This window comes from Priestia aryabhattai (assembly GCF_023715685.1).
GTDB classification, from domain to species: domain Bacteria; phylum Bacillota; class Bacilli; order Bacillales; family Bacillaceae_H; genus Priestia; species Priestia aryabhattai_B.
Genome location: NZ_JAMBOQ010000001.1, coordinates 1169037 through 1182592 on the forward strand (window position 1 = coordinate 1169037; position 13556 = coordinate 1182592).

15 protein-coding genes are annotated in these 13556 nt (G+C 38.0%); 5 read left to right on the forward strand and 10 right to left on the reverse strand.

Annotated features, from left to right (window positions below; all coding sequences use genetic code 11):
* Window positions 1-79 precede the first annotated feature (79 nt).
* The 4 genes from ytfJ to sppA form a co-directional block, all read right to left on the reverse strand.
* Entirely contained in the window at window positions 80-547 is a 468-nt protein-coding gene (gene ytfJ / locus M3225_RS06030) for a GerW family sporulation protein (protein WP_251391686.1), read from the reverse strand.
* A 13-nt stretch (window positions 548-560) separates the two neighbouring features.
* The gene (locus tag M3225_RS06035; RefSeq protein ID WP_251391687.1) at window positions 561-1259 is read right to left on the reverse strand and encodes a DUF2953 domain-containing protein; all 699 of its coding nucleotides are present in this window, start codon (window positions 1257-1259) and stop codon (window positions 561-563) included.
* 103 nt (window positions 1260-1362) lie between these two features.
* Window positions 1363-1866 (reverse strand): RDD family protein, encoded by a 504-nt coding sequence (locus M3225_RS06040; RefSeq protein ID WP_251391688.1) that lies wholly within the window; start codon window positions 1864-1866, stop codon window positions 1363-1365.
* Window positions 1867-1876: 10 nt separating this feature from the next.
* Window positions 1877-2887 (reverse strand): signal peptide peptidase SppA, encoded by a 1011-nt coding sequence (gene sppA, locus M3225_RS06045; protein WP_251391689.1) that lies wholly within the window; start codon window positions 2885-2887, stop codon window positions 1877-1879.
* Between the two features lie 149 nt (window positions 2888-3036).
* Here sppA and M3225_RS06050 point away from each other — a divergent pair, with 149 nt between their 5' ends.
* Window positions 3037-3837 (forward strand): NAD kinase, encoded by an 801-nt coding sequence (locus tag M3225_RS06050; protein ID WP_251391691.1) that lies wholly within the window; start codon window positions 3037-3039, stop codon window positions 3835-3837.
* Window positions 3838-3860: 23 nt separating this feature from the next.
* Here M3225_RS06050 and M3225_RS06055 read toward each other — a convergent pair whose 3' ends face one another.
* The 4 genes from M3225_RS06055 to M3225_RS06070 all read right to left on the reverse strand — a co-directional run bounded on the left by M3225_RS06055 (window position 3861) and on the right by M3225_RS06070 (window position 8214).
* Complete coding sequence (locus M3225_RS06055) at window positions 3861-5453, reverse strand: amidohydrolase (protein ID WP_251391692.1); 1593 nt, start codon at window positions 5451-5453, stop codon at window positions 3861-3863.
* A gap of 123 nt (window positions 5454-5576) precedes the next feature.
* Entirely contained in the window at window positions 5577-5765 is a 189-nt protein-coding gene (locus tag M3225_RS06060) for an alpha/beta-type small acid-soluble spore protein (protein WP_013059477.1), read from the reverse strand.
* Between the two features lie 88 nt (window positions 5766-5853).
* Complete coding sequence (thiI, locus tag M3225_RS06065) at window positions 5854-7065, reverse strand: tRNA uracil 4-sulfurtransferase ThiI (RefSeq protein WP_251391695.1); 1212 nt, start codon at window positions 7063-7065, stop codon at window positions 5854-5856.
* A gap of 6 nt (window positions 7066-7071) precedes the next feature.
* Window positions 7072-8214 carry a cysteine desulfurase family protein gene (locus tag M3225_RS06070; protein WP_251391697.1) on the reverse strand — a complete coding sequence of 381 codons (1143 nt, stop codon included), beginning with the start codon at window positions 8212-8214 and terminating at the stop codon, window positions 7072-7074.
* 91 nt (window positions 8215-8305) lie between these two features.
* Here M3225_RS06070 and M3225_RS06075 point away from each other — a divergent pair, with 91 nt between their 5' ends.
* The gene (locus M3225_RS06075) at window positions 8306-8464 is read left to right on the forward strand and encodes a hypothetical protein (RefSeq protein ID WP_308215727.1); all 159 of its coding nucleotides are present in this window, start codon (window positions 8306-8308) and stop codon (window positions 8462-8464) included.
* A 30-nt stretch (window positions 8465-8494) separates the two neighbouring features.
* On the opposite strand, the gene ezrA is transcribed toward M3225_RS06075, so the two are convergent.
* On the reverse strand, window positions 8495-10186 hold the full coding sequence (ezrA, locus tag M3225_RS06080) for a septation ring formation regulator EzrA (protein WP_251391698.1): 1692 nt from the start codon (window positions 10184-10186) through the stop codon (window positions 8495-8497).
* 213 nt (window positions 10187-10399) lie between these two features.
* On the opposite strand from ezrA, the gene hisJ reads away from it, so the two are divergent.
* Complete coding sequence (gene hisJ / locus M3225_RS06085) at window positions 10400-11194, forward strand: histidinol-phosphatase HisJ (RefSeq protein ID WP_251391700.1); 795 nt, start codon at window positions 10400-10402, stop codon at window positions 11192-11194.
* Here hisJ and refZ read toward each other — a convergent pair.
* The gene (gene refZ, locus M3225_RS06090; protein ID WP_251391702.1) at window positions 11186-11833 is read right to left on the reverse strand and encodes a forespore capture DNA-binding protein RefZ; all 648 of its coding nucleotides are present in this window, start codon (window positions 11831-11833) and stop codon (window positions 11186-11188) included. The genes hisJ and refZ overlap by 9 nt on opposite strands.
* Before the next feature lie 217 nt (window positions 11834-12050).
* Here refZ and M3225_RS06095 point away from each other — a divergent pair, with 217 nt between their 5' ends.
* Complete coding sequence (locus tag M3225_RS06095; RefSeq protein WP_251391703.1) at window positions 12051-12530, forward strand: GAF domain-containing protein; 480 nt, start codon at window positions 12051-12053, stop codon at window positions 12528-12530.
* A 413-nt stretch (window positions 12531-12943) separates the two neighbouring features.
* Window positions 12944-13546: a 30S ribosomal protein S4 gene (gene rpsD, locus M3225_RS06100; protein WP_075419729.1), complete on the forward strand. Its 603-nt coding sequence runs from the start codon at window positions 12944-12946 to the stop codon at window positions 13544-13546.
* The last annotated feature ends 10 nt before the right edge of the window (window positions 13547-13556 follow it).

Here is a 13556-nt window from a genome sequence, read left to right on the forward strand (position 1 = left end):
CTAGAAAACAACCCCAACAAAATAAGCTTTGCTTGCTTCTTTGAATGGTAAAAGAAGCAAGCAAAGCTTTATTTTATCACTACAAATTAAAATCGTTTGCACTGTCATGATGCTGATTTTGTTGATTATGTTGATCCTGCTGATGATTGTTTCGTTTAAACATTTGCTGCACGCGTTCAATTGCTTGAGGTGCTGTATCTAAAATCTTTTCATATAAATGTGTACTTTCGTTAAGATGAAGCATTTTAATTCCGCTTCCACTCACAATTAAAAAGGCAATTGGCGTAATTGATACACCGCCACCGCTACCTCCGCCAAATGGATGACCTGATTCTTGCTGATGCTGCCCCGGAGAAGATGGTGCATGTCCTTCTACTCCAAACTCGCTTCCGCCCGCTGCAAAACCAAAACCTACTTTTGAGACAGTTAAAATAACACTGCCATCAGGTGTTTCTACAGGATCACCAATGATTGTATTAACATCAATCATTTCCTTTAAATTTTCCATAGCTGTCGACATTAAACTTTTAATTGGATGTTCTGCCATTAAGATAACCTCCTTATGTTTTCACAGAGTGTGTCTTGTTCTTATTTGACGACTTCCATCTTTTGCGACGCTTTTTGGACGTATGCCGCCAGTATCTCAAGGTCCGTAAACCTACTAGAATAGCTTGACCAACTCGAAAAGAAATTATGCACTCAAATACCGTTTCTGACCAAAGATGTTGAAATACAGGAGTAACGCTCATTACAGGCATATCTTTTAGTTTCATATAACGGCTGATTATACCAACTATGCTCCCCTTTGCAGACCATACAGCCCCGGTCAATACCCCTGTTAAGGCAGCATCACCTAAGCCGAAACGGCTGTGCCATCTAATATCACTTACCGTCACTTTCTGTAAGAAACGGCGGAAGATTTTATGAAAACCTACTACCTGTTCAAGGAATTGCTTCGCATTTTCTAACATACTTAGCCCATCCTCTACAGAATAATCACTCCATGAATTCTCGTCTTCTTTTCCTTGATCACCCATTCCTTTCTTCTTTTCAACAAGCAAACGCGGAGAATCTTTTTTCACTTTCACTACCGGAATTTCATATGTATAGCGAATAAGACCGAACCAAGCCCTGAGTCTCACTCTGTAATAATCGTTATCTCGGACATGATGAAGCTCTACAAATAGCGTAATTTTTGTCCATACAATAATTACAATAACAATTAAAAGTGCTAGCAATATCCATAAAAGCCATAGCACATCCTTCACTCCTTCTTAGCTTCACATTATCTCCAAAGCACAGAATATTAAACCTTATGAAAACAATAAAAAGAGCTATTCTCTTAGAGAACAGCTCTTTTTATTATCTGCTTATTGTACCTTCATGTATCACAGTTGTATCTGCGTAGTAATCATGTGCTCCTTGCTTCTTAGGTAAAAACGCAACTAATAAATAGCCAAGTAAAAAAACTGTTTTAGAAATATAACGTCCAACTCCTTCACGAAACAGCACAACAGGCCAAGTTAAAGTGGAGTCTTTCAATGATACTACTTTAAGCCCAAACACCATCTTTCCAAGCGTTTGTCCAAAATACTTGGTCATTAAAACAAAATAACCATAAAAGATAATAACCGTTACAATCGTATAGGGAGAAAAAAATCCATCTCCTTGAGGAATATCTGCTAAATGGAAAATAGGCTTGATCAGCAAGGAGTTCAAGCTAGCTACCACAGCTAGATCCAAAAGATATGCCCAAAAGCGCATCCAAAAGCCTGCATAGTGGAATTCACGACCTGTTGGAGCACTTACCACTGACTCATGTTTTATAGTGTCGTTTGATTCGGTTGAATGAGACTGATTTTCCATGTTCCCACCTCTATTCTGCATATAAATACATCAGGCGCGGAGAGCTTGGCTGCGCAAATGTTTTTAACATTGCGGTGACTTGTTCATCTCCACCTATTACTTTTTGCATGCTCATTGAAAGCCAAGAAGGCAGTCCGAATCCTTGATTGTATTGAATTACTTGTGCACCTTTTAACTTATAATCTTTCTCCATTCCTTTTACTGCATCTTCAAAATAGCCTAATTGATCGACCAGCTTCAGTTCTTTAGCCTGACGTCCATCGTACACTCGTCCATCTGCAATAGAACGCACTTTTTCTTTAGACAAGTGACGTCCTTCAGAGATAACATTGACAAAACCATCATATGAGTTGTCTACAAGTGTTTGCATAATTTCTTTTTCTTCTCCGGTCATTTCTCTTGTTGGAGACATAATATCTTTATGAGCTCCGCTTTTAATAACAACAGATTCTACTCCTAGTTTATCAGCCAGCTTGCCGTAATTGACGCTTTGCATAATTACGCCTAATGAACCTGTTAAAGTGTCCGGGATTGCATAGATTTTATTAGCAGCTGTTGAAATGTAGTAGCCTCCTGAAGCAGCCATTGATCCCATTGAAATATACACTGGCTTTTTCGTTTCTTTCTTCAGCTCTTCAATTTTTTTATGTATTTCAGCACTTTCAACGACGCCGCCGCCCGGTGAATTCACCTTAATAATGACTCCTTTGACTGCCTTATCATTTTTTGCAGCCTCTAACTGCTTTAAAAATGCTTGGTGGTTATAACCATTTTGGGACATAAGCGGAGAGGAACTGCTTCCTGTATCTTGAATCGTTCCATTGACCTCTAGCACTGCAATTTTCTTAGCTGCATTCCCTTTTTCGATAACTGTTTCTGATAGTTCACTGTCATCTCCTCCAAAGATGCCTGCCAAACCGTCATCTTTTTCTTCTTTGACTGAAAAACCAATATTAACAATCGCAGAAAAAATGAATAAGCAGGCCGCAATTAAAAGAGCAATCCACCTTTTTTTGTTCATGAAAATCCTCCTTTTTAGGTGTCAGAATTAAAAGATTATTCTTTTAATTCTTAAAGCAATAATGCTATAATTATTGTAACAAACTTTTTTTAAAAAGTTTACTTTATCGCTAATATTTTACATATCAGACAAACAAGGGGGAACTATCTATGCCAAATCGTCGCAACGTTTATTTCTTTCATCCAAAAAACCAGGAAACAAAGGCGCTTGTAAGTCCACTTATTGAACTTGCAAAACAATATGACTTTCAAGTAGTAGACCATTTCGCCAGCGCTAACATCATTGTAAGTATTGGCGGTGACGGAGCTTTCTTGCAGGCTGTCCGTCAATCTGGCTTTCGAGATGACTGCTTATATGCTGGTGTCACAACTTCAGATCAACTAAGCTTTTACTGCGATTTTCATATTGATGAAACGGATAAAATGATCGAAGCTATTACGACAGAAAATATAGAAGTACGTCGATTTCCCGTTTTACAAACTCAAATTGATCAAGGAACTTCTTTTTATTGCTTAAATGAATGTTCTATTCGATCAGGTGTTATAAAAACATTCAGTCTAGATGTTTTTATTAACAAAAATCACTTTGAAACATTCCGTGGGGATGGGATGATTATTTCAACACCAACAGGCAGTACTGCTTATAATAAATCGGTAAATGGAGCCGTAGTTGATCCGTTAATTCCTTGTATGCAAGTCAGCGAATTGGCATCGTTAAATAATAATAACTATCGTACATTAGGATCTTCATTCATTCTAAGCGCTGAGCATACGCTCACTTTAAAACTATCCAATGACAACAACCATAATCCAATTATTGGAATAGATAATGAAGCATTAAATGCACGTCAAGTTGATCAAGTTCAAATTCGTTTAAGCGACCGTCAAATTAAAACGGTTAAGCTGAAAGATAACTCTTTCTGGCAACGAGTTAAGCGTACATTTTTATAATAAAAAGCGCCCTTGGGCGCTTTTTATTTTTGATAGACAATTTCTCCATCAATAGCAGTCATCTGCACCTGTACCCCTGGGATATCATCTGCAGGTATTTCAAACAGATCTCTTTCTAATACGGTGAAATCAGCTACATAGCCCTTTTGAACATACCCTTTTTTATGCTCTTGATGAATGGCCTGCGCGCTTCCTAACGTAAACAGCTGAACAGCTTCAAATACAGTTAGTCGCTCAGACGGTATGTAAACGACCGAGCTGTTCGGAGAAGTTTTTCTAGAAACCGCTGCATGAATTGTTAACATTGGATTGATAGGTTCAATAGGAGCATCTGATCCCCCTGCACACATGACGCCCTCGTCCAATAACGTTTTCCACGCATAGCAATAGTCCAAATGCTCTTCTCCAATTTTTTCAATGACCCATGGAAAATCACTGGCTAAAAACCGAGGCTGAATATCCAACACAACAGGAAGTTTTTTTACACGATCAACTAAATCTTTTCGTAGAATTTGCGCATGAATAATACGATCTCTTTGCCCTGTTTGAGGAGGATATTGTTCAATGCTTTCTACTACATATTGAAACGCTAAATCACCAATCGCATGAACTGCAACGGTCATGCTCAATTCTCTCGCTTTCCTTACTAGCTGTTTTAATTCATCTAGTGATTGAATTGCTACACCTCTTGTAGAAGGGTCGCTTTTGTAAGGAAAGCTTAAAAGCGCAGATTGACTGCCGAGCGAACCATCAGCAAAAATCTTCATTGGTCCTATTTCAATAAAAGCCGATGTGTCTTTCTTTTCTTCAAAGTATGTATACATATCATCTACAGCTTCATGATGAACAAGTAAATGAGCACGAAACAGCTGCTTTTCTTTATGAATAACGTCTTGAAATGCTTGATATGTACGCAAAAAGCCTCCATAATAATTTAAATCTTCCGTATGTCCACCCGTTAATCCATGCTGAACACAATCTTTAATGGCTACTGAAAGCGCTTGTCGAATGTATCCTTCTGATACTTGAGGAATGTGAGCCGTTACTAATTCTTGCGCTTGATCAGCCAAAAAACCGGTAGGTTTTCCCGCTTCATCCCTTTGAATAATACCTCCTTCCGGATCGCGTGTTTCAGCTTTAATCCCGGCTATTTTAAGAGCAGTCCCGTTTACTACTAATCCGTGACGACAGACTCGTTTTAACATAATAGGATGTTCAGTTGAAAGATGATCAAGATCTTGATACTGAATCAAAGAGGAATCTTCCCACTGATTTTCATCCCAGCCTTCTCCAATTACCCATTCTCCTTTTGGTGTACTCTCTACTTTTTGCCGAACGCGCATCAACACGTCTTCCCGAGAAGTAGCTTGAGACAAATCAAGCCTAAGGAGCTTTTCGCCGTGACCAATTAAGTGAAGATGGCTATCCACAAAGCCCGGATACATTGTATATCCTTTGAGCTGTACTTCTTTTTCAATCACAGAACCCCATTTGTTTCTTAGGTCTCCTTCTGTACCTATATCTTGAATGAATCCTTTTTCAACATATACGCTTTCTACATGCTCATCTTCTTTTAGCATCGTATATATTTTGCCGCCGTAAAATAAAGTCCCCATCGCCAACATCTCCTTTACTTTATAAAGCTTGATCTTCTCTCTATTATACGTGACAAAACAAACAAGACAAAAGAGTGAGGTTTCCCCCACTCTTTTTAGCCATCATTATTTAATTAATATGACTTATTTACCACCAAGTTGTTGCTCAGCCATTTGAACTAAGCGTTTAGTGATTTCTCCACCAACAGATCCGTTAGCGCGAGCTGTTGCTTCTGGTCCAAGGTTTACACCGAATTCAGAAGCGATTTCGTATTTCATTTGGTCGATAGCAGCTGCTGAACCAGGAGCTACTAATTTGTTTGTGTTTGCCATGTGTTTTCACCTCCTTGTTGAATATAGATTGTGTCAAAACACATGGCTTCATACATTATCTTTTTGGTAATTTTATGAAACTTTACTTTTAAAACAAATCTTCTACATTGTCTGCCGTATTTGTAGCCGAAGAAGCTGTCATCTCAAGCGTTTCTACATTATTTACCGCTTCTTGAATTAATGTTTCAAAATCATAAAATTGTTCGTATCGATTGATTTTTTCACGCTTTGGCTTAGTTTTTGGTGAGCTTGGCGTAAAAATTGTACAGCAGTCTTCATACGGACGATTCGAAATTTCATGTGTATCAATTTTACGAGCAATTTCAACAATCTCCGTTTTATCCATTGTCACAAGCGGACGCAAAATAGGCGTATTGGTCACTTCATTAATCGCATACATGCTCTCAACCGTTTGGCTAGCTACTTGCCCTAAGCTGTCCCCAGTTACGATAGCTAACGATTCATTTTTTTCACGAATGAGGTCCGTAATTCGAAGCATCATACGGCGTGTAGAGGTCATTGTATAATTCTCTGGAATTTGTTTTTGAATCGCTTGCTGTACAGCTGTAAACGGTACAATGTGAAGCTTTACTTTTTCGTGATAAGCCGTTAATTTTTGCGTCAAATCAATTACTTTTTGCTTAGAACGTTCACTCGTAAAAGGCGGGCTATAAAAATGAACTGCTTCTATTTCCAAACCGCGCTTCATTGCTAAGTATCCTGCAACCGGACTGTCGATTCCTCCAGAAAGCATCAGCATCGCTTTTCCACTCGTACCGACTGGAAGACCTCCTGCTCCGCGATAATCAAAACATGTAATATACGTTGCTTCACTTCTCACTTCTACTCGTACATTTACGCTTGGTTCTTTTACGTTTACTTGTAGATGCTCCGTATTTCGAAGAACATGACTTCCTACTGCATAATTCAATTCGTTTGTATCAAGAGGAAATTGTTTGTACGCTCTCCGAGTAGATACTTTAAATGTTTTGCCTTCTATATCAAATTCTTTCATCGCTTCTAACGCTGCTTCTTGAATCGCTTCAAGTTCATTTTCAACTTTTAATGCTAAACTAAAGCTTTGAATACCAAAGATTTGCTGAAGACGTTCAATGATAGGCTCGTGATTTTCACCGTTTAAGTGAATATACATGCGGTCTCTCGTGTATTTTACGTGAATGTTTTGGAATGCACTAAGAGCCGTTACAATGTTTTTTCTTAGCTGTGCAACAAATTTTTTTCTGTTTTGTCCTTTAGTTGAGATTTCTCCGTACCGAATTAAAATATGGTTATATATCATTATCATTTACCTCATTACTTTCTTTAAATCTTCAATTACTGTGAAAATAGCATTTACAATGGGCGTTACTTCATTATAATCATTTAAGCCAGACAAGCTCAAACGAATGGACTGATCTGCTTCTTCATAATTTTTACCGATGGCTAAAAGCGTTTTACTTGGCTTTTTTCGCTTTGATGAGCAAGCAGATGTAGTGGATACAAACACTCCTTTTTCCTCAAGAGCGTGAACAAAAACCTCACCTTTAATACCTTGTGCTGTAAAATTTATAATATGGGGTGCCGAATGCTCGGCCGGCGTATTGATCGTGATTCTTTCGTGAGCAGAAAGTTTGTCCACCAGTTCTGCTTTTATTTTCTGCATTTTTTGCTGATTCTGAGCTGCATGTTCAAGTGTTAAACGAAGTGCTTTAGCAAATGCCACAATTCCCGGCACATTTTCCGTGCCTGATCGATGCTGCATTTCCTGAGAGCCTCCGCTAAGTAACGGATGAAGCTGAACTCCATTTCGTTTATATAAAATTCCCGTCCCTTTTAAGCCATGAATTTTGTGTCCTGATAATGTGCATAAATCAATTTTATGATCCGCTAAAGAAAGCGGAACTTTTCCAATCCCTTGCACATGATCGACATGAAAAAGCACCTTCGAATAGTTCGTCAGTATTTGTCCAATTTCTTCAATTGGCTGAATGGTGCCAATCTCATTATTTACATGCATAACAGATACTAAAATGGTTTCATCTGTCATAGCTGATTCAATAGCCGCAGGTGACACAAATCCACTTGAATCTACCGGAACATACGTAACGTTAAATCCTAGTGCTTCTAACTGCTTAAATGGTTCATGAACGGAATCATGTTCAATATTTGTCGTAATGATATGCTGACCTCGGCTTTTATATTGCATCGCTACGCCTTTAATAGCCAAATTATTCCCTTCCGTTCCTCCTGATGTAAAGATAATTTCATTTGACGATACGTGCAGCAATTCTGCTACTTGCTCACGTGAACGGCTCAACAAATTCTCCGCTTGTACGCCAAATTGATGGAGGGACGATGGGTTGCCATAATAAGTTGTAGCTACTTTCATAAAAGATTGTATTACTTCATTATAGGGTTTTGTTGTAGCGCTATTATCTAAATAAATCAAGGATTCGCGCCCCCTTCTTCATTTTTTCGGAACAACGTATTATCATACCATACCTTGCTACTTTTTTAAATTAGGCTTTGCCTTAGTAATCATAACAAGTATAGACGATCTTTTCAAAAACTATTTACCGCTTTATAACCGAGGTGTTGGCTGGCTCATTCCAACAGTTGCTGCCGCCTTCATAGGCTATATTATTAGCATTGCAAGAGGTATCCATCACACAGATAGTATACAAAGAAAAGCATCATAAAAAAGCTCGTGTCCTTTGGACACGAGCTTTTTAACTCTGTGAAGATACAATACGCTGTATACGATCAAGCGCACCAGGGTCTACTTGCTCAATAGCTGCAGATGCCTGTTTTAACGCTTCTTTGTATTCATAATGGCGAAATGCTTCTTCCGCTTCTTCTAAAGACTGTGCAATCCCGTGATGAGTACTTCTATAACGGTTACCGTATTGAATCACTCTTTCAACCAATCGCGCTTCTTCTAGCATTGCCTCTGTTTCATCAAATGTATCCTGAACAAAACCAACAGCATCTTCAAGTAAAGATTGAACAGCTTGAATATTAAGCGGTTTTTCTTTCAGCTTAGCGGTTACTTCATTTAAGATATGAACCGTTTTTTCAAGCTGCACTTTATATTCTTCAGGAACACCAGGAAGGTTGCTTTTTTGAATAAGGCGTCGTGCTTCAATCAACTGAGATTTCAGTTCTTCTATTTTGTCCTTAGCTGAGAGCTCATCTTTGCGAAGAGCTTGTAGCATATCGCTATAGGATTCCTGAGATTCTTTTAATTGGTTAAGCTGTTTGGAAACGTCTTCGAGTTCTTCTTGGATCACACTGTAGGCTAAATTATGCTCCGCTACCTTGTCCGAAATATTATAGTACAAGTTAGTTAATCGTTTTAGTTCGCGGTCCATTTTATAATATACGTCTAAATCGCGCTCTTTAAAATGATAGCTTTGCTGTACAAATAGCGTTTCTTCACGAAGTTCACGGTTTCGTTCTTGAAGCATACGAAGGAAGTTAGATACCGTATGAGATTCACGGTTCATTTTATGATAGGAGAAAACCTCATGCTCAAGTGAGTCATATAACTGCTCTAAGCGTTCGTTAACATCATCTAGTTTTTTAATCGCTTCTTCCACATATAATTCTTCAATATCTGCAATAATTTCAGCAGTTTCTTGTTTTAAAAGCTCTACCGTTTCTTCTACTTGCAGATGATCTAACACATATCCCTGCTCACTCATTTCGCGGAACCCGTCAAGCAGTTCATTGAACTGAACAGGAAGAGTGGTCTGACACTCAACTAACACTTTTGGAATTTGTTCTAAATACGAATCAATAGCTGTTAAATCAGTTTTTAATTGAAGAACAATCTCGCGTGCTTGAAGATAGTTTCCGTTAATCGTCTCTTCCTCGTATTTTTTAAACTGCTCTTTAGATGTATTAATTGCGTATTCTAACGTTTTTTCAGCATTTCCATAGGAATACCGATGTGCGAGCAATTTTTTCTTCACATGGCGGTGAAGCTGATTTAATTCCTCAATATCATATCGATTATCTTGTTCGCTACCAATTAAATTTTGAAGTTCCGTAAGTATGTTTTCAATATCTATCTTGGTTTGTTCTAAGGCTTGATCAATATGTATAGATAATTGCTTCGCTTTTTTAAATCGGTATTTATCCGCTGCTTCTTCCGTTTCAAACAGTTCTTTATCAATTTTCGGGAGATTAGTTGATATAATTTCATCCCACTGCTCACGCCAACGCTCAAATAGCTCTTCAGTTTGACCTGTCATGTTCAATTCTTTTACTTTTGAAATTTCCTCTGCAACTGGCGTATTTGCTAATTCGACTTTGATCGTTTCCAGGCGATCAATTTCTTGATAAATCTTTTTACGTGAAAACATTCCGTACACAACTAATCCGATAATAAGTATGATTAGTGCTATAATGAATTCCATACTAAGCCCCCTTACAGTGCGTTCTACATGACAAGTTTCTTATTTATAAAAAGGGTGAATTTAATCCTTTAAATTTTTTTGCGTCAATGTTTTTATGATACCATGTAAAGTCCAACTTTTGAGCAAAAAATTAAATTTTTTTATACAAAATATTGGCATGGAGTCACTTTGTGTCGTTACAATGGAAAAAGAAGAAAAAAGGAGGCATTTTTTATGAAAGTTGACAAACATATTCATACTCCATTTTGCCCACACGGTTCGCCTGATCCATTGCAACAATATGTTGAACAGGCGATTTCCCTGAACTTTGGCGAGATTTCGTTTACAGAGCATGCTCCATTACCAAAAAGCTTCAGTGATCCGACGCCTGATCGAGACAGCGGAATGGATCGTGACAAACTTGATCACTACATTCAAAGCGTACAGCAAGTTAAAAAAGAATTTGAGCGCGATATTCGTATTAATATCGGGTTAGAAGTTGACTTTATCGAAGGATTTGAACACGAAACAACAGATTTCTTAAACGAATATGGTCCTTATCTCGATGACAGCATCCTTTCTGTCCACTTCTTAAAATATGAAGAAGAGTATGACTGCCTGGATTTTAGCGCTGACGTATTTGCACATATTGTACAGAAATTTGGCAGCGTAAGCAAAGTATATGATAAGTATTACAACACGGTATTACGCTCTGTACAGGCCAATTTAGGCGTTTATAAGCCTAAGCGTATTGGTCATATGACACTGGTACATAAATTCCAAACTCGCTTTCCATATGAAGACACACTTTCCCCTATTATTTTATCAATACTCGATGAAATAAAAATGAAAGATCTGGCTTTGGATTATAATGGTGCAGGGTTGTTTAAACCTTTGTGCAAGGAAGCGTATCCAGCTCCATTTGTCGTAAAAGCAGCCCAACAGAAAAAAATCCCTCTCGTATATGGGTCAGATGCCCACTGTGCGAAGGATTTAGGCCAAGGCTATAGAGAGCTCTATTTAGGATAATTGAACGCGCAGTTTGTTTGTCCGTTCATATGGCAAACATACCGTTGTATGCACCCATCGCTCCAGCTCAATCGCATATTGCTGAACAAAATACGGTTCGTGAGGCAATATATGAAGAACTTCACTTAGATACTGAGGATGAAGATAAGGCATAGACAGCATTCCCTTAAGCTCAATGATTGTAAAAGAAACGTGCAGCTTTCGAAACTCCTTTTCTTTCATCCCTCTTTCAAGGATTGTTTTTAAGTAATATTTTTCCTTGGTTAAATACGTAGTCATGACTTCTCGAATTAAAATCGTGTCGAGAGAGATTTCTCTATATACGAGCCGTGCAATATGCCTATTTTCGTGCTGATAATATAAGATAGCTCGGATCATCACGATGATGCTTTCTGTTGAAGACAGCCTTTTCATTTCTTGAAATGCTTGCTCCAGCACCTGAATATAACCTTCAAAATAAGAAATCACTAAACTTTCAAGTAATCCTTCTTTGCTATGAAAATAATATGAAATATTCGCTACGTTCACTTTCGCTTTTCCTGCAATCTCGCGCACCGACGTACCATCAAAACCTTTTACGTTAAAAAGAGAAACAGCCGCATCAATAATTTTCTCTTTCGTTTTTGACTGTACAGCCATCTATCTACACCTCATTTCGATTTATTTTTACAAAACACATATGATTGCAAAATTGTGTAGAAATCGTTACAGTATTTAAAAAGGATTTTAGTAGCCTCTCTACATAATTCGTGATGGGCTCTTTAGTTCCTGTAATCTTTTATCGACAAAGTAGCGTTAAAACTGACGTTTCCTGATAAAAATTCATTAAATCTTATGTTGAATGGAGGAGAATACATTGTTTAATGTCGAAAACTACAGCGGCTCAAAACAAAAAGATTATGAATTAGTAATTAAGCAATTGAGCGCCTTATTAGAAGGAGAAAGCAATACAATTGCTAATCTAGCAAATGCTTCAGCTTTACTAAATCAATTTTTAAATGAAGTAAACTGGGTAGGTTTTTATTTAATGGAAGACGGGGAGTTAGTACTCGGCCCTTTCCAGGGACTGCCGGCTTGTGTTCGCATTCCACTTGGAAAAGGCGTATGCGGTACAGCAGCTCAAAATCAAAAGACAGAGCGAATCGAAGATGTTCATGCCTTTCCTGGTCACATTGCATGTGATGCTGCTTCTCAATCTGAAATCGTTGTACCAATTGTAAAAGACGGTCAGCTGCTAGGCGTTCTTGATATTGACAGCCCAATCAAAAATCGCTTTGATGAAATAGATCAACGCTATCTTGAAGAATTCGTCAAAGAACTCACCTCTTTTCTTTGAATATGAACAAGCAAACCCAGCCGCTTTGCAGCTGGGTTTGCTTGTTAAACAAACGTTTGATTAGTCCATCACCACCGTTTTCTTACGTTATTTCTTCTCCTTTTATACTTCAAATGAATATATCCTTTCTTTTACATTCTTTTAATCTTCAATCTTCCTTGACTTTATACGAGGAAACACCTATAATACTCGTTGTGTGAAATATTGCAGCTTATACAATCTTCTTTATGTTTTTCATTTTGTTCCTCATTAAAAGATTGTTTTACAGAAGTAGCAATTCTTTTAACAAGATGGTGTATCGTGTAACTCTCTGCTGCTAGAGCGATGGTACATGAAAACAAAATGAGCATATCGCTAGAATGTGTCTGTTTTTGTTTTGCATAAAATAAAAACACAAACAAGGAGGAGTCATCATGGCTCGTTATACAGGTCCAAGTTGGAAAATCTCTCGTCGCTTAGGTCTTTCTCTAAGTGGTACAGGTAAAGAATTAGAAAAACGCCCTTACGCTCCAGGTCCACATGGCCCAGGTCAACGTAAGAAAATTTCTGAGTACGGTTTACAATTACAAGAAAAGCAAAAATTACGCCACATGTATGGTGTAACTGAGCGTCAATTCCGTAACTTATTCGTTGCTGCTGGTAAATTAACTGGTAAGCACGGTGAGAACTTCATGATTCTTTTAGAAGCTCGTCTTGATAACTTAGTATACCGTATGGGTCTTGCACGCACTCGTCGTCAAGCTCGTCAATTAGTTAACCACGGTCACATTTTAGTTGACGGTAAACGCGTTGACATCCCATCTTACCGTGTACAACCTGGTCAAGTGATCGGTGTTCGCGAAAAATCTCGCAACCTTTCAATCGTGAAAGAAGCGCTTGAAGTTAACAACTTCGTACCAGACTACTTAACAGTAGACGCTGAGAAATTAGAAGGTACATTCACTCGCTTACCAGAGCGTTCTGAATTATCTGCTGAAATCAACGAAGCACTAATCGTAGAGTTCTACTCTCGTTAATAGTAAAAAG

What these genes read in the sequence shown, in the direction of transcription:
- refZ (WP_251391702.1), bottom strand. Translation starts at nt 11,833, where the DNA reads ATGGCTGTACAGTCAAAAACGAAAGAGAAAATTATTGATGCGGCTGTT.
- M3225_RS06050 (WP_251391691.1), top strand. Translation starts at nt 3,037, where the DNA reads ATGCCAAATCGTCGCAACGTTTATTTCTTTCATCCAAAAAACCAGGAA.
- hisJ (WP_251391700.1), top strand. Translation starts at nt 10,400, where the DNA reads ATGAAAGTTGACAAACATATTCATACTCCATTTTGCCCACACGGTTCG.
- M3225_RS06055 (WP_251391692.1), bottom strand. Translation starts at nt 5,453, where the DNA reads ATGGGGACTTTATTTTACGGCGGCAAAATATATACGATGCTAAAAGAA.
- thiI (WP_251391695.1), bottom strand. Translation starts at nt 7,065, where the DNA reads ATGATATATAACCATATTTTAATTCGGTACGGAGAAATCTCAACTAAA.
- sppA (WP_251391689.1), bottom strand. Translation starts at nt 2,887, where the DNA reads ATGAACAAAAAAAGGTGGATTGCTCTTTTAATTGCGGCCTGCTTATTC.
- M3225_RS06040 (WP_251391688.1), bottom strand. Translation starts at nt 1,866, where the DNA reads ATGGAAAATCAGTCTCATTCAACCGAATCAAACGACACTATAAAACAT.
- rpsD (WP_075419729.1), top strand. Translation starts at nt 12,944, where the DNA reads ATGGCTCGTTATACAGGTCCAAGTTGGAAAATCTCTCGTCGCTTAGGT.
- M3225_RS06060 (WP_013059477.1), bottom strand. Translation starts at nt 5,765, where the DNA reads ATGGCAAACACAAACAAATTAGTAGCTCCTGGTTCAGCAGCTGCTATC.
- ezrA (WP_251391698.1), bottom strand. Translation starts at nt 10,186, where the DNA reads ATGGAATTCATTATAGCACTAATCATACTTATTATCGGATTAGTTGTG.
- ytfJ (WP_251391686.1), bottom strand. Translation starts at nt 547, where the DNA reads ATGGCAGAACATCCAATTAAAAGTTTAATGTCGACAGCTATGGAAAAT.